This is a genomic window from Erwinia sp. OLFS4, from assembly GCF_002752165.1.
Lineage (GTDB): Bacteria > Pseudomonadota > Gammaproteobacteria > Enterobacterales > Enterobacteriaceae > Izhakiella.
The window spans coordinates 37,677-53,876 of the sequence record NZ_MOMB01000046.1; the positions used below are offsets into that span (position 1 = coordinate 37,677).

The 16,200-nt window shown below is 54.8% G+C and carries 12 protein-coding genes; 4 read left to right on the plus strand and 8 right to left on the minus strand.

What is annotated here, in order from left to right:
- Nucleotides 1-2: 2 nt before the first annotated feature.
- The 3 genes from dinG to BL249_RS07780 form a co-directional block, all read right to left on the minus strand.
- Complete coding sequence (dinG, locus tag BL249_RS07770) at nt 3-2,165, minus strand: ATP-dependent DNA helicase DinG (protein WP_099706974.1); 2,163 nt, start codon at nt 2,163-2,165, stop codon at nt 3-5.
- Nucleotides 2,166-2,238: 73 nt separating this feature from the next.
- The gene (locus BL249_RS07775; RefSeq protein ID WP_099706975.1) at nt 2,239-2,763 is read right to left on the minus strand and encodes a GNAT family N-acetyltransferase; all 525 of its coding nucleotides are present in this window, start codon (nt 2,761-2,763) and stop codon (nt 2,239-2,241) included.
- Entirely contained in the window at nt 2,763-3,326 is a 564-nt protein-coding gene (locus tag BL249_RS07780) for a helix-turn-helix domain-containing protein (protein WP_099706976.1), read from the minus strand. Before BL249_RS07780 ends, BL249_RS07775 begins: the two co-directional genes overlap by 1 nt.
- Nucleotides 3,327-3,483: 157 nt before the next feature.
- Here BL249_RS07780 and BL249_RS07785 point away from each other — a divergent pair, with 157 nt between their 5' ends.
- The 3 genes from BL249_RS07785 (at nt 3,484) to BL249_RS07795 (ending at nt 6,122) form a co-directional block, all read left to right on the plus strand.
- Nucleotides 3,484-4,239, plus strand: coding sequence for a MerR family transcriptional regulator (locus BL249_RS07785; protein WP_099706977.1), 756 nt, complete (start codon nt 3,484-3,486; stop codon nt 4,237-4,239).
- Between the two features lie 47 nt (nt 4,240-4,286).
- Complete coding sequence (locus BL249_RS07790) at nt 4,287-4,394, plus strand: protein YohO (protein ID WP_099706978.1); 108 nt, start codon at nt 4,287-4,289, stop codon at nt 4,392-4,394.
- Nucleotides 4,395-4,649: 255 nt separating this feature from the next.
- Nucleotides 4,650-6,122, plus strand: coding sequence for an MFS transporter (locus tag BL249_RS07795; protein ID WP_099706979.1), 1,473 nt, complete (start codon nt 4,650-4,652; stop codon nt 6,120-6,122).
- A gap of 21 nt (nt 6,123-6,143) precedes the next feature.
- Here BL249_RS07795 and idi read toward each other — a convergent pair whose 3' ends face one another.
- From idi to bglX, 4 genes are all read right to left on the minus strand, one after another.
- A complete protein-coding gene (gene idi, locus BL249_RS07800; RefSeq protein WP_099706980.1) occupies nt 6,144-6,689 on the minus strand; it encodes an isopentenyl-diphosphate Delta-isomerase in 546 nt (181 codons plus the stop codon).
- Between the two features lie 256 nt (nt 6,690-6,945).
- Entirely contained in the window at nt 6,946-8,073 is a 1,128-nt protein-coding gene (locus tag BL249_RS07805; RefSeq protein WP_099707119.1) for a suppressor of fused domain protein, read from the minus strand.
- A gap of 162 nt (nt 8,074-8,235) precedes the next feature.
- Complete coding sequence (locus BL249_RS07810) at nt 8,236-9,108, minus strand: oxygenase MpaB family protein (protein WP_099706981.1); 873 nt, start codon at nt 9,106-9,108, stop codon at nt 8,236-8,238.
- A gap of 78 nt (nt 9,109-9,186) precedes the next feature.
- Nucleotides 9,187-11,484 (minus strand): beta-glucosidase BglX, encoded by a 2,298-nt coding sequence (bglX, locus tag BL249_RS07815; protein WP_099706982.1) that lies wholly within the window; start codon nt 11,482-11,484, stop codon nt 9,187-9,189.
- Between the two features lie 187 nt (nt 11,485-11,671).
- Between bglX and dld the strand changes: the two genes are divergently transcribed.
- Nucleotides 11,672-13,378: a D-lactate dehydrogenase gene (dld, locus tag BL249_RS07820; RefSeq protein WP_099706983.1), complete on the plus strand. Its 1,707-nt coding sequence runs from the start codon at nt 11,672-11,674 to the stop codon at nt 13,376-13,378.
- A gap of 48 nt (nt 13,379-13,426) precedes the next feature.
- Here dld and BL249_RS07825 read toward each other — a convergent pair whose 3' ends face one another.
- Entirely contained in the window at nt 13,427-15,877 is a 2,451-nt protein-coding gene (locus tag BL249_RS07825; protein ID WP_099706984.1) for a DUF3772 domain-containing protein, read from the minus strand.
- Between the last annotated feature and the right edge of the window lie 323 nt (nt 15,878-16,200).

Consider the following 16,200-nt stretch of genomic DNA (forward strand, 5'->3'; position numbering starts at 1 on the left):
TCTCAATGGCGGCGCCAGCGGCGCGGCGGTTTCTTTTTCTCAACAGGCGGGGCCTGCGGTAATGTACCTTCCGGCAGAGCGGGTTGTTCAAGAGGAAAAACCGGCAACGCTGCCAGCAGACGCTTACCGTAGCTTTTTGTCAGTAACCGCCGATCGTAAATAATGATCTCACCCCGGCATTCATGACTGCGGATCAGCCGGCCCACCTGCTGAATCAGGTTAAAACAGGCGCCGGGCAAACTTTGTACCTCAAAGGGATAGCGTTTGAGGCTTTTCAGCCATTCACCTTCGGTCAAAATAACCGGGCTGTCGACCGGTGGAAAAGCAATTTTATGAATATGCACCTGTGTCAGTAGTACCCCTTTTAAATCCAGGCCTTCAGCAAACGACTGTAACCCCACCAGGATACTGGTTTCTCCCGCCGCCACCCGCTGACGGTGCAACGTAATTAGCGCCGGGCGTGGTTTGTCACCCTGAACCAACATCGACAAGCGCAGTTCGGGTAACAAAGCAATAAAATGCTGCATTGCCCGGTTACTGGCAAACAACACCAGCACGCCGGTATGCTGCTGCCGGCACATTTGCTGACGAAAGAAATGGGCCATCTCTGCCAGATGTTGTGCTTCGTCACTCAGAGTGGGGAGGTGAGTCAGCTGCGGGATCAGCAAACGCCCCTGCTCAACATGATTAAACGGTGAACTCAGGGTGACAAAGCGATCGCCCACCCGTTCTGTCAGGCCGGTCATTTCCTGCAAACGGCCAAAACTGTTAAGCGACCGTAAGGTAGCTGAGGTTAATACCACGTGCGGTACGCCGCGCCACAGCTGCTTTTCCAGCTGCTCACTGACCCGAATACCGGCACAGTGTAATTGCAGCAACTGCTGGCCATCACGGCTGTCGCGCGTGACCCATTTACTGATCGGTGCACCGGAGGCTTCAGCCATTGCCGCCAGCCGCCATAGTTTGCTGGTAGCTTCAAACCAGCCCAGCGCCCGGCTCATTTGCAACTGACTACGGTGTAATTTAACAATGTCATGCTTAGCAGTTTTTTCGCTGAGGTCATTGAGCAGCGTTTCCGCCAGACCACGCAGGCCTTCACTCAGCTTAGCCAGCCTGACGCATAGCGCCATGACTTCATCCGGGAGTTGCCCCATGGCAAAGCGATATTCTCCTGGCTGGCCTTCTGCGGGCAGCCACAACGCCAGCATATGTGCCAGGCTTTGTAAATGATCGCGCATCTCGTCACAATGCTGTGCCAGACGCGCGGAATCCGCCAGGCCTGGCGGAGAGACCGGACGAAATTGTGTCATGCAAAGTGCCACCAGACGCTGGAAAAGATCGAGCTGAAGGGTACTCCAGCCTGGAGTAATCTCTCCGCTCATTTCCAGCGCATCCCGTGCCACATCCGGCAAATGATGGCCTTCATCAATCACTAACAGCAAATCTTTCGCCGGCGGCAGCACCGAGTCACTTTCCAGTGCCGCCATCACCAGCGCATGATTGCTGACAATAACATCGGCATTGTCCATTTCGCGGCGAGCAAGGAAAAAAGGGCAGTGTTTAAACCAGTGACAATTGTTACGCAGACAGCTGGCTTTATCGGTGCTGAGCCGCCGCCATAAACTGTCGCTGATACTCTCATCATAGCGGTCGCGCAATCCGTCCCACTGGCGACCTTCCAGCGACTGTTGTAACCGCAGCGCCTGGGCCTGCTCTTCCTGACTGGCGCTGACACTCTCTTCCTGCAGATACATCAGCAGGTCCTGAGCCGGCTGCGGGTTTACCAGCGCCGCCAGATTACGCGGGCAGAGATAACGACCACGGCCATAAGCAGCGGTAAAACGCAGATCGGGGATCAGTTTTTGTAGTAGCGGCAGATCTTTTGTCACAATCTGATCCTGCAAAGCTACGTTTGCGGTACTGACCACCAGCGGCTTTTCTTCTGCACGGCCAATAGCAATGCCGGGAATCAGATATGCCAGCGTTTTGCCAACACCTGTCGGCGCTTCAATAGCCAGATGACGTCCGGCCTCTCCGGCCAGGGTTTTCGCCACTTCAGCAATCATCTGACGCTGGGAAGAACGGGGGATAAAATCAGGGATCTGTTGCTGCAGCGCTTTATACCACTGCGCAATTTGCGTTTTCAACGCTGCTGTTAACGCCATGATCGCCCCTTTACGACAAACTGACGGCTATTGTCCCACAGCAGGCGTTATTCGTCAGCCATCAGCGATGAAATCATGCCTTGTCCAGCCGTTTATACATCACCGTTGTCGCCTCCAGCACGCCTTGCGTTGAGCAGGCATACCCAGGAATCTGGCCGGCAACCTGCCAGCCAAGGGAGAGATACAGTGCCTGAGCAAAGTCGTCGCTGCGGGTATCCAGTACCAGCAACGTTCGTCCCGCCTTGCGGGCGTAACTTTCTGCCATCACCATCAGGGCTCTGGCAATGCCCTGACGACGGGCATCGGGATGTACCAGCAGTTTGCAGATCTCTGCCCGATGCCTGCCATTTACCGGCATCGCCAGCACCACCATCAGGGTAGCAACGATCTCGCCGTTTTGTCTGGCAACCGCCAGCGCCTTTTCTCCTTGTGCCACAGCCATACTTGCTGACTGCCAGAAACGACGTATTGTCATGCTATCAGTTGCATCGGTAAAGCCGACGCTGGCACCTCCGGCCACGCAGGCTGTCAGTACCCGGCTCAGGGCATCCAGCTGCTGCTGCGCCTGTTCACCGTTTAACCATATATAGTTAATCATCAGCGAGTCACCACCAGTAAATAATGCGCACCCTCAGCGTCAGGAGCATAAAAGGTACCAGGCCCTTGTAAATGAAAACGCAGGCTGTCGCCAGCCTGCAGACGCCATTGCCGCTGCTCAACGGTTAACAGCAACACCCCCGCCAGCATCCAGATATGCTGTTCAATCCCCGGCAATGGCGGCTGGTCATATTCGATATAAGCCCCACTACGCAACAGGCCTTCTATCAGTTCGGCCTTAAAACCGGCGGCAGGTGGCGAAACGTTACGCCGGGTAAAGCCACTGGTTTTATCCTGCCACAGGGGTTGCTGCTCCTGAGATAAATGGGCGTTGTCCGGGGTTTCAACTTCACTGAGCAGACGCGACATGGTCAAGCCATAAACCCGGCAAAGCTGATTAAGCTGGCTGGCGGTGGGGCTGGTTTCGCTGCGCTCAATGCGTGACAAGGTTGCCCGACTGATGGCACAGGCGTCTGCCAGCTTCTCCAGCGACCAGCCCTTCTCCTGACGTAACGTTACCAGACGCTGCGCCAGCCGGATTTCCGTCGATAAGGCAGAAGGCATACAGCCTCTCATTTATGAGATAATATCTTTTAATTGAGAAAAGGTAGCACGAATATTATTGCATTTAAATTGTACATATAAAAAAAGGTTGTACAGATTAGTGCTATTCGATAAGTTTATTGCGCAGTCGTTTCAAAGTCAGTGTTCGAGGAAGGTCATGGCTATTTACAGTATTGGCGATGTCGCTGAACGTTGCGGCATTAATCCGGTGACACTCCGTGCCTGGCAACGTCGCTACGGGTTACTGAAGCCAAAACGCACGGAAGGAGGCCATCGTCAGTTTGATGACGAGGACATCCAGCGTATTGAAGAGATCAAACGCTGGATTGAAAGCGGCGTGCCGGTTGGAAAAGTCAAAGCGCTACTGGAAGACACCAGTGTTGAAGTCCATGATGGCTGGACCGCCTTGCAGGAAGAGATGATGACCGTACTGCGCCAGGTGCGCCCTGCCGCGCTTCGCGCCAGAATCATGTCGGTCGGTCGCGAACATCCGGTTGACGCCCTGATAGACCACGTTTTTGTTCCGGTCCGCCAGCGGCTGGCACTCGATCAAAACACTGCCCGCACGCTGTGCAGTTTGCTGGATGGCGCACTAATTGATTATGTGGTGTTTTGCCTTAGCAGCGCCCGTAAAAAAGCCGGTAAAGATGCGTTATTAATTGGCTGGGGTAATGAAGATCGCACCCGGCTGTGGCTGGAGGCCTGGCGATTATCGCAACATGGCTGGCGTATCGACGTACTGGCTGAACCGCTCGACCAACCCCGTCCCGAGCTGTTTCCTGGACAGCATCTTTTTGTTTATACTGGAAAAAACCTTACCCATCGCCAGCAGGAACAGCTGACTCACTGGCAGGAACAGGGCTATATGGTAAGTGCTCACGGTATTCACAGTGCCCCGCTCCGGGTAACATAATAAAAAAGGGCGTATACTACGCCTTTTCTGCCCAACAGAGTTTTGATATGAACTGGCAAAAAATTGCGGTGACTTTACTGTTTTTATTGATGGCTATTGGCGGCGTAGGCGGCGTCATGCTGGTCGGCTATTCCGTTATCCTCCACGCCAGATAACCTGAACAACGTTTAAGCGCTGGCCTCCCTGCCTGCATCGCTTTCCCCTGAGTTATGCCAGCAGTCATCACCGGCAAAGCATCATGGCGATCCGCCACGCAGCAACCCGGCAGCATTGCCCATTGCCGCGTGGTGCTCCCTCATCAGCGCTGACACCCACGCATTCGGTACTATCTTATAACCAGCCGGAATTTAACAGCTGGCCGGCAACCGGTATGCTCTTTGCTCCACTATAATCAAAAAGCAAACACCACTATGTCCGATCTCACTTCGTTAACACAGGTTGCGCTGGCAGACGACACGCCAGAGGGGAAAGCGGTTTATATCCGTCAGCCAGGCGACGTTGCCAGGCTGGTTAATCACAGCAACCATGCCCGCAACAATGCGCGGATTATCATGGCGATTGCGCTGGGCGGGGTGTTTCTCGATGCCTATGACCTTGGCGCGCTGGCATTTGGTATTAAAGACGTTGCGCGTGAATTTCACCTGACGCCGACCTGGACCGGGATCGTTGCTTCAGCGATTACCTTTGGTGCCATCGTCGGCGCCCTGGTCGGCGGATATCTCACTGATAAAATTGGCCGCTATCGGGTGTTTATGGCCGATATGTTTTTCTTCGTATTTGCGGCACTGGCCTGTGCCCTGGCGCCCAATGAATATATTCTGGCCGCTGCCCGCTTTATCATGGGACTGGGCGTCGGCATTGATCTACCGGTAGCCATGGCTTTTCTGGCCGAGTTCTCACGACTGCGTGGCCGTGGCAACAAAGCTGCCAGCATCTCACTCTGGTGTCCAACCTGGTATGCAGCAATTTCAATCTCATACCTGCTGGTGCTGATGCTCTATGCCGTGCTGCCGGAAAGTCATACCGACTGGTTATGGCGGCTGATTTTAGGTTTTGGCGCGGTACCGGCAATCGTCATTATTGCTATCCGCAGTCGTTACATGAGCGAATCACCGGTGTGGGCAGCTAATCAGGGCGATCTCGACGGTGCAGCACAGATTCTGCGCCGTGCCTGGGGAATTAATGCACAGGTTGCCAGCGATGCCGATCGCCAGCCAGTACGGCCGGTACGTCGGGCCGGCTGGGCGAATTACGGCACGCTGCTCAAAGGGGTCTATCTCAAACGTACCCTGCTGGCAACCGTGATTGCCGTCGCCTCATCCTTTGCTTATAACGCGGTGGCCTTTGGCTTACCCATCATCATTTCCAGCTTCCTTGCTCAGTCAATGCTGACCACGATTCTGGTTTCACTGGCGCTTAATCTGCTGTTTGCTTTCACCGGCGGCTTGCTGGCGGTACGCCTGGTGCCCCGTTTTGGCGCCTGGAAAATGACTACCCTGGGGTATATTTTGCAGTTCATTGCCTTACTGAGCCTGGCACTGATTGGCCGACCGGCTGACGGACAGCAGGCGGCGCTGGCGATTGCGATGCTGGCGTTGTTCCTGTTTGGCCAGGGCGTTGGACCCGGTTCCCACAGCATGACCTTCGCATCGCTGAGTTATCCCACCTCACTGCGCGGTGTCGGCGTCGGTTTCAATCAGACACTGATGCGCGCCAGTTCAACCGTCTCGCTGTTTCTTTTCCCATTATTGTCAGTGTCGCTGGACACCGGGGTGTTCTGGGTGATTGGCCTGGCGCCGTTTGCCGGTCTGCTGGCCCTGCTGCTGATTCGCTGGGAACCCTCAGGCTACGACATTGATGCCGAAGACTTCTCCGCTAAATAAGATTGCTTAACCGCGTCCTGGTTATACCGGCGCGGTTCTGTTCGCCAGAAACGCCGCCGCCTGTTGCGGAATGCGCGGAAAAGTATGCAAAAACCAGGGGGTAAACTGCTGCGGCTGGTGCGTCATCGCTTGTGCAATATCAGGTAAGGCCGCATAGCGCCAGGCGTCGGCTTCCTGCGGATTCAGACGCGGTTGCGTATCGCTACAGGCAAAGAATACGTGACCATATTCATGTTCTGACATGCCGCTTCCCACCGGCAGGTTATAGTACAGTGTGAATACCGGCGTCAGCGACAGCGCCAGCCCCATTTCCTGTGCAAGTCGCCGCTTAGCAGCATCCGGCGTTGCTTCACCAGGTAACGGATGGCCGCAGGTGGTATTACTCCACAGACCGGCACAGTGATATTTGTCGCCAGCACGACGCTGTAACAATAACTCCCCCTGCGAATTAAACACATAAATAGTGATAGCCCGATGCAATAACCCACGGATATGCGCTTCACCTTTTGCCATTTTTCCTAGCGGGCGATCGGCGGTATCCACCAGGATAACTTCAACTTCAGGCATGCAAACTCCTTCCGGCGGCTGGAACGTCACCGTGTCCGCGCTGGATTAATCGAAATAAAGGGAAATCACGCTATAGCGCCGGCACTGCACGACCTGGAGTGGCCATCGCCATCCGGCGCTGACCGCTGATTCTACGGGTAAGCCGCCTGCAGAAAAAGCATGTTTCGCAATGTGAGGCTTATTTTGTTAAATCGGCTGGCTGTGGACAGTCTGGTGCACGATGAGCGACAAACAATCGCGGCAACCGCCACCCGGTTTACTCACCCGGGTGTTGCGACGGGCGAAGCTCTGTCACCGACTTTCTCGGGCGGAAAACGTGGCCGATACCGGCCTGAACCAGACGTGAAATCAGCTGTTCCCCCCCGTTATCATCGGCCTGTACCAGGCCACGTTCGGCGCTGGTGACCGGCACGGTCCACAGCAGATTCACTTTTTCCCCCTCGCGCGGCGGTAACATAAACCGAGCCTGTTCATCCGCCAGCGTAGCGGAAAGAATAAATCCTTCAAATCCAGGCGGCGCCACGTCAGAGAGAAGAGTATGCCCCTCACCCAGCCAGTCAATCTGTTGCCAGGGGAAAGGCGCAAAGCGGGCCAGCGCACTGGCCATATGCACCGCATTCTCTTCAGTCATTACCTGAGCATCAATGGCCATTGCCAGTTCGCAACGCCGGTAGTCTGGCGCTAAGTCCTGATAGAGAAAGTCAACCCATGGCATCGGACGGATGCTCATACCGAGTGTAAGAAATATCCAGTTGCCCTGATGAAAATGCTGGGAAATGGCCATCGGCGGCCAGTCATCCTGATGGATAGCATAGTAACGCAGCGATTCACCAAACTGCTGTTCGTAACACTGCAGCAGCGTGCGTTGTACCGAATCCCATAAATGGTCATCGCGCCAATCACGCCAGAATAGCCGATGACGTTCCGCCCTGGCGTAGTAATCATTGGTAGACGCCGAACCCAGCGGGGCAGTCAGGCGGTTTTCCCGGATACAACCGGCGGAGAAACTCACCTGCTGTTGCTGATATAAACTCCAGCCGGGGATCACCGCCAGCAGCTGTCCCTGATACCACAACGCGGCACCATCGCCAGCCGGTTCCCAGATAACCTGCAACCCTGCCGCATCAAGCGGTGGCTCTGCTCCCAGCGTCCGGCAATCGGCGGCACTCAGTAACGGTGGGATCCCTTGTTCAATCGCCTGCAGATCCTCCTGCAGCGGTGCCGGTAACAGGTTGCGTAGCCAGCAGCCACGTACGGCGAACCGGCTACGCAAAGATTGCGCTGGCCAGAGGTAGAAATACGCGGTACGTTGGTCCTGTTCAACCACGGCAATCAGCGTTTGCTGCGGGTTTGTCACCTCTAACAGAGGGGGGGAACCTGTCATATAACCTCGACCATCGCTGGGGACATGCTCATTACGGCGCCAGGCGCAGAATGCGTCAGATTGCCGGCAGCCGACAACGGGAAATATCCCAAAAGACAGCATAGCGCGCAAAAAATCGTCGTGACGCAGCTAATCAGCCCGGTTATATGGCAAAAAACGCGCTTACCGGGCGCGTCCCATGCGCGCCATAGCACGCTGGCAAGCGCCCTGGCGAATCGACTGGCGCAACACCGTGCTAATTAAGCGCATGTTTAGCGCCAGCCAGCGACGTCTGACGGGCCCCATGCTGACCCCCAGCTGTTGCTGCGCCCATAGCGGTAATAAGCCGATACCGGCCTGCAGCATAATTTTCATCGCCGGGCGGGCCTGCCAGCTGGGCGACGGTGCGTTCATCAGAATATTAAACACCGCCCTGGTGCGCTCGTCACAACGCAGCGCCGGCCGCATCTGTGCCAGATAATGATCCACCGCCGCAACCGACTCCGGCACCCCACCGGCACCCAGAGCCCTGGCGACCCGTGCCGCTTCACGATAATACTCATCCTGATGCTTCACGCTTAGCTGAGGGTTTTTATAACGCAAATGGGCAGCCAGGAAACGGCTGGTTTCCGCAACATGAACCCAGGTAAGCAGCGCCGGATCGCTGGCGGCGTAAGGCTGCCCCTGTGCATCATGCCCGCTGACCTGTAAATGGATGCGTTTTACCCGTTCAATCAGCGTTGAGGCATCATTGCTGTTACCAAAAGTGGTGACCGCAATAAACTGACTGGTACGACGCAGACGCCCCAGCATATCTTCGCGAAAACGTGAATGGTCCCATACTCCAGCCAGTGCCGAAGGGTGCAGCATCTGCATTAGCAGCGCGCTGATACCGCCGCACAACATAGATGGAAAATCACCATGTACCTGCCAGATCACGCTATCTGGCCCATAGAGCCCGGGGTCACCGGCAGGCTGGCTAAGGTCAAATTCATTAAGGGACAGGCCGTTAAGTCGAAAGACCTGCTGTTGAATGCGGTCACGAAAACCAGTCATAGCGATACCCGTACTCAGCCTCCCGACCATGATGACCGCCGCCGGCAGAACACGCGCCAGCGGGGTTTCATCACGGGCCTACAGCAGCGTAAATGTGCCCTTGCGGGTACGCGCGGAATCCAGGCCAATCAGCACGTCAAAGCGGCCAGGCTCAGCAACATACTGCATTCGGGCATTCCAGAACTTCAATGCATTAACATCTATCGGGAAAGTAACGGTCTGCGTTTCCCCCGCCTTAAGGAAAATCCGTTTAAAGCTTTTCAGTTCTTCCACCGGACGGCTGAGGCTGGCTGTCTGATCGTGCAGATAAAGCTGCACCACGGTTGCCCCGTCGCGTTTACCGCTGTTAGTGACGGTGACGCTGGCATTAAGGCTACCGTTGCGGGGCAGCGTTTTAGCGGAAAGTCGCACCTCTGACAGGGTAAAGCGGGTGTAGCTTAAACCATAGCCGAACGGATAAAGCGGGCCGTTGGCAGCATCATAGTAATGCGACGTGTACTTATTCGGATGCTCGAAGTCGTAAGGGCGCCCGGTTTGCAGATGATTGTAATAAACCGGGATCTGACCAACTGAACGCGGAAACGACATCGGCAACTTACCGGACGGGTTGTAATCACCAAACAGCACGTCAGCGATAGCATTCCCCCCTTCGGTCCCGCTAAACCAGGTCTCCAGCATTGCATCGGCCTGGCTGTCCTCTTTGACCAGCGCCAGCGGTCGGCCATTCATCAGCACGATCACCAGTGGTTTACCGGTGGTTTTCAGCGCATCCAGCAGTTTCAGCTGACTGGACGGGATAGTAATATCGCTGCGACTGGACGCCTCATGAGCCATCCCCTGCGATTCCCCCACCACAGCCACGACCACATCTGCTTTTTTCGCCACCGCCAGCGCGTCATCAATCATCACCTGTGGCGAACGCCGGTCAACGCTGACCGCTGCTTCATACTGATTAAGGAAATCCTGAATGCCTTTATTATCGGTGACGTTGGCACCTTTGCTGAATAACACAACGGCTTTACCCGCCAGCGCGTTGCGGATACCCTGCAATACCGTCACCGATTGCCCGCTCACGCCGGCAGCAGACCAGCTGCCCATCATGTCGCGCTGACTGTCCGCCAGCGGTCCAACCACAGCAATGGCGCCGGATTTTTTCAGCGGCAAAGTTTCCAGCCGATTCTTCAGTAGCACCAGGCTCTTACGCGCGACATCACGCGCCTCGACACGATGAAGCCGGCTTTCAGCATTGGTATCACGGGGATCGCTGCCCGCCGGACCAAGGTGGCTGTAGGGATCGTTAAATAACCCCATATCGTACTTCACATTCAGCACATGACGCACCGCATCATCAATTTCTGCTTCGCTCACCGCGCCGCTTTTCACCAGACCGGGCAGATACTTACTGTAATACTCATCGCTCATACTCATATTAACGCCGGAGGTAATCGCAATGCGGACCGCATCCTGAGGGTCACTGGCAACGCCGTGTTTCATCAGTTCTTTAATGGCGCCGTGATCGCTGATAGTGATCCCTTTAAATCCCCATTTATCACGCAAAATGTCTTTTAACAGCCAGCTGTCAGCGGTGGCGGGCACACCGTTAAGAGAATTCAGCGCCACCATGACACCACCGCTGCCGGCATCAAGGGCGGTTTTATAACCCGGCAGATAATCCTGAAACAGCCGCTGCTGGCTCATATCCACGGTGTTGTAATCACGTCCGCCTTCCACCGCGCCATAGGCGGCAAAGTGTTTCACGCTGGTCATGACATTAAAGCGATCGGCCGGGCTTTTGCCCTGCATGGCACGCACCATCGTGCGTCCCATCTGAGAGGTCAGGTAGGTATCTTCGCCAAACCCTTCCGAAACACGCCCCCAGCGTGGATCGCGGGTGATATCCACCATCGGTGCCCAGGTCATATTCAGGCCGTCATCGGCCGCTTCATAGGCGGAAATGCGTCCAACGGTATTCACTGCATCAAGATCCCAGCTGGAAGCAAGTCCTAAGGTAATCGGGAAAATGGTGCGCTGACCGTGGATGACATCATAAGCAAAAAAAAGCGGGATCTTCAGGCGACTCAACTGCATTACCTGATCCTGCATCGCACGAATATCGGGCCGGGTAACGGTATTAAATATCGCGCCAACCTGCCCTTTTTTAATCATCTCGCGGATGACTGTTTTGGGATTATCCGGCCCCACGCTGATAAGACGCAGCTGGCCAATTTTTTCATCCAGCGTCATTTTATCCAGCAGCTGAGCGACAAAAGCATCGCGAGCCTGCTGGGTCAGCGGGTGAGTACCAAAAGGCGATTCTGCCATGACCGGCTGCACAATCAGCGTCGCCGCCAATCCTAAACCACACATCCATTTCATCAAAAATGCTCTCTCAACGCATTGCCTAACAAGGGGTTTTTGGCTCAAGCTTACAGCTTAGCGCAGTTTGCCATAACATGGCATAGACGCCCAGCGCTATCACATCAGGCTGAGAGGCCGCTAGCAGATCCCTCGGTCACAGGCAGACGGCTAAACTATAAAAAACGTATGTTTATAAGGACATCTCATGGAATCAACCATCACGCCCGACATCCACACCCTGCTGACCAGGATGTCACAGATCGTTGGCAAAGGGCATCTGCTCACCGATCCGCGTAAAACCGAACGTTACCGTAAAGGCTTTCGCTCCGGCTGCGGTGAAGCGCTGGCAGTGGTGTTTCCCGGCTCGTTGCTGGAACAGTGGCGCCTGCTGCAAGCCTGCGTTGATGCCGGTGTTATCGTTATTATGCAAGCGGCCAATACCGGGTTGACTGAGGGATCGACCCCCAGCGGCAACGACTATGATCGTCCGCTGGTAATTATCAGTACCCGGCGTCTGGACCGGATCCAGCTGCTGGACGGAGGTAAACAAGTGCTGGCATTACCGGGCAGCACGCTTTATCAGCTGGAAAAAATCCTCAAACCACTGGGTCGTGAACCGCATTCGGTGATCGGTTCTTCCTGTATCGGTGCCTCAGTGGTAGGCGGCGTGTGTAATAACTCCGGCGGTGCCCTGATAAAACGCGGGCCGGCATGGACCGAAATGGCGCTCTATGCCCGTATTGACGAACAGGGAACGCTGCAGCTGGTTAATCATCTCGGCATCGCGCTGGGTGAAACCCCGGAACAAATTCTCACGCGCCTTGATGATGAAACCTGGCGTCCACAGGACGTTCAACACGACCAGCGTCACGCCTCTGATAACGAATACGCCAGCCGGGTCCGCGATGTTGATGCCGACACCCCTTCACGCTTCAATGCTGACGCCCGCCGTCTGTATGAAGCTTCTGGCTGTGCTGGCAAACTAGCAGTTTTTGCCGTCCGGCTGGATACGTTTATTGCCGAACCAGAACAGCAGGTTTTTTATATTGGTACCAATAATACGGCAATGCTGACCCGCCTGCGGCGTGAAATTTTGACACATTTCACGCATCTGCCGGTTGCCGGCGAATATCTGCATCGCGATATGTTTGATATTGCAGAAAAATATGGCAAAGATACCTTTCTGATGATTGATAAACTTGGCACCGATCGCATGCCACTGTTTTTCACTCTGAAAGGCCGTGTCGATGCCCTGCTGAACCGGCTGCCTTTTATTGCTCCTCACTTTACTGACCGACTGTTGCAACGGGTAAGTAGCTGGTTTCCTTCCCATTTACCGCCGCGTATTGTCCAGTACCGCCAGCGCTTTGCCCATCATCTTATGCTGAAAATGTCCGGTGATGGCGTAGAAGAAGCCCGACGCTTCCTGTCGCATTTTTTTGCTGAAGGTGACGGTGAGTTTTTTTCCTGTACTGCAGAAGAAGGTCGCAAAGCCTTTCTGCATCGCTTTGCCGCCGCCGGCGCGGCGGTCCGTTATCAGGCGGTACATCATCAGGAAGTCAGTGAAATTCTGGCGCTGGATATCGCTCTGCGTCGTAATGATCATGACTGGTATGAACAGCTGCCGGCTGAATTTGACTCCATGCTGTTACACCGGCTCTACTATGGCCATTTCTTTTGCCACGTGTTTCACCAGGATTATATTCTGCCCAAAGGGGTCGATGTCCATGCGCTGAAAGAGAAGATGCTGGCATTGCTGCGTCAGCGCGGTGCGCAGTACCCTGCTGAACACAATGTTGGCCATTTATATGAAGCTCAGCCGCAGCTGGCTGCGTTTTATCAACAGCTCGATCCGACCAACAGCTTTAATCCGGGGATTGGAAAAACCAGTAAATGCCGCCACTGGCACTGAATACTGCTGGCAACAGCGTCATCGCACGCTGTTGCCAGCACTCTGCAATTAGCTTCCTTTCTCCGCTTCCTGCACCATCAGGCTACCATCGCGGCGTTCAATAATCATGGTCTGTGGCACGGATAACACAATGCCTTCTTTACGCAACCGGGTCAGAATATCAAACAGCAGATCGCTTTTTGCACCGCTGACCAGGCGCGGTGTTGACACATTACCCGTCACGCTGAGAGTAATACCGGACGGTGCCAGCTCCTTAAAGGAAACCGACGGTTCCGGCGTTTCCAGAATGCGCTCATTCTCGCTGTACACATCCAGCAGCAGCTGACGGACCTGTGCCGGGTCGATATCCAGCGGGAAGGTCAGCGTAATGGTAACCACGCCCTGGGCGTTTCCCATGGTGGCATTACGTACGTTCTGGGAAATAAGCTGCGAATTTGGCACAATCACCGTCGATTTATCGGTCAGCTGAATCTCGGTGGCGCGCACGTTAATCCGCCGGATATCGCCCTCAATTCCGCTGATACTCACCAGATCACCCACTTTTACCGGCCGTTCTGTCAGCAGGATCAGACCGGAAATAAAGTTTTTTACGATTTCCTGTAAACCAAAACCAATACCAACCGACAGCGCACTGACAATCCATGCCAGCTTGTTCCACTGTAATCCCATAATTGACAGCGTCAGTAAAATAACCAGTACGTAACCGATATTAGACAGCAAGGTAATTAACGACACCCGCATGCCAACATCCAGCGAGGTTTTAGGCAGGAAATCATATTCCAGCCAGCGGCGCAGTGAACGCAGCGCGTAAATCCCGACCACCAGACAAATCAGGGCATTCACCACATGAGCCGGCACGATATCCAGCGATTCCAGCCCCTTGCCTCCCCAGAACTCAATGGCTTTTTGCACCAGCTCAATGGGCGTCGAACTGCTGAAGGTGCCATTAAGCACCGCCATTGCCGCCATAAGAACCAGCAGGGTTTTACCCACGCCGGAGAGCAGCGACGCCGCCTGACCAAGATAGCGTTCATCAATATTCAACGACGCCTGAATACGTTTACCACTGGGGTTATGCGTAGAAAACAGGCTTTCACAGCCATCCACCAGCAGCTGGCTAAGAATGTAAAACGAACCAAATACAATACCAAACCACACCAGTTCATAACTGAGAAAGCGTGCCAGGGTGACATAGCCAATCACCAGCGTCACCAGAATCGCCACCCCCACCAGGGTAATTGCCATCTGGATCAGACCGACCAGGGTTGAGCACGCTTCCGGCGTCTCCCCCTGCTGCACCATCTGCCGGCGTACGCGGTTAGTCCGGAAACTGATAGCCAGCGCGGTCCAGCCAATCAGCAGTGCGGTCAGACCGTTGGCCAGCACCGTGGTATTAATGCTGGCGTTAGCGCTGATATTAAAACTTTCAACGGTCTGGAAGACAAAAACCAGTGCGGCGGTAAAGGGCGGAAACGGTTTTAATGCCAGTGCCACCGGATTCGAAATGGAAGGCAGGCGCCAGGAGGGACGACGGGTGGACAAAAATGCCCGTCCCAGTCCGGCAATCAGGCCGCAAAGAATACTAAGATGCACCAGCCGCTCGGCAAAATCCCGCACGCCATCGGCCACCTCATCACGTCGGATAAAGGCCATTTCAAAACAGCTGAAAGCAACAACCAGAGTTGCCAGGGTCGTCAGGGCGATAGCTGCCGCCAGGAAACTACGCCGCAGCCGCCCTTCCGGCAGCTTATGAATGCCAACCCAGGCGAGAAATTGCTCCGTATAACGGCGACCAAATGAGGCCACCAGCAGGCCAGCCACCAGCCACAGCAGGGTGCCCAGCCGCCAGCCCGGTTCCCAGGAAAGCGCGGCTGTTGCCTTAAGATCATCAACAAAATCGCTGATTTTACTGCTGTCTTCCTGCTGGGTATTAAACAAGGGCGCCCAGAATCTGGCGCCGAAGATACTGCCTGCATTCAGCGCCAGCTGAGTTTTTAACGCATTACGGCGCAGGTTAACAATTTGTGTCGACAGATTAATCGCCCCCACCCGGATAGCTTCGGCCTGTTTAATCTGATCGTCGAGTTGCTGCATCTGAGCGGCCAGCTTTTTACGTTTACTGGTAACCTCGGCGGTTTCTTTTACCCCGCTGTCGGGTTTCGGTGCCGGCCCCAGCACGCTAAGCTGGGTTTGCAGCTGGGCTTTTTGCGGCTGCAAAGCCTGGGCCAGGGTATCAGCATCGGTGGAGAGTTGCAGCGTCAGATCATTCAGGTCGCTGAGTTTACTTTCACTGTTTTCCTCAGCGTTTTCCGTTGACACTTGTTGCTTAATTTTATCCAGCACTTTTTGCATTTTAGGCAGCTCAACCGCGGGGTTGACCTTAACCGCCTGTTTGCTACTTTGCGCGACGCTGTCACCGTCATCAGCCAGCGTTATCAGCGGCGTCAGCGTCAGCAGCGCCAGCAAAGATACCCGAAGAAAACCTAACCACCAGGACATAGCGTTATTTTCCCATTGCTTAAATCAGCAGACTGACCAGGTCTGTATTAGCCTGAATTTTTCGCGCTAGTTTATGCCGCCGCGGCGGTCAGTGCTATAAGAATTGCTAATGAAATGCCGCGACGCGATCGCCATATTTCGCCGTGCCACATTAAATGAAAAGAGTCCGCTCCACCACCACCAACTGCACACCACGCCCGGCAATTCGCCGCCTGCTGCAGGCGAAACTGACCGGCGGATAATGGGGGTTACCCGCCCGCTATCTGGCGCGAAAATCACCCCGGAAATAATAAGCAGTGGACGTAATTCCCGCTCAGCGTAAG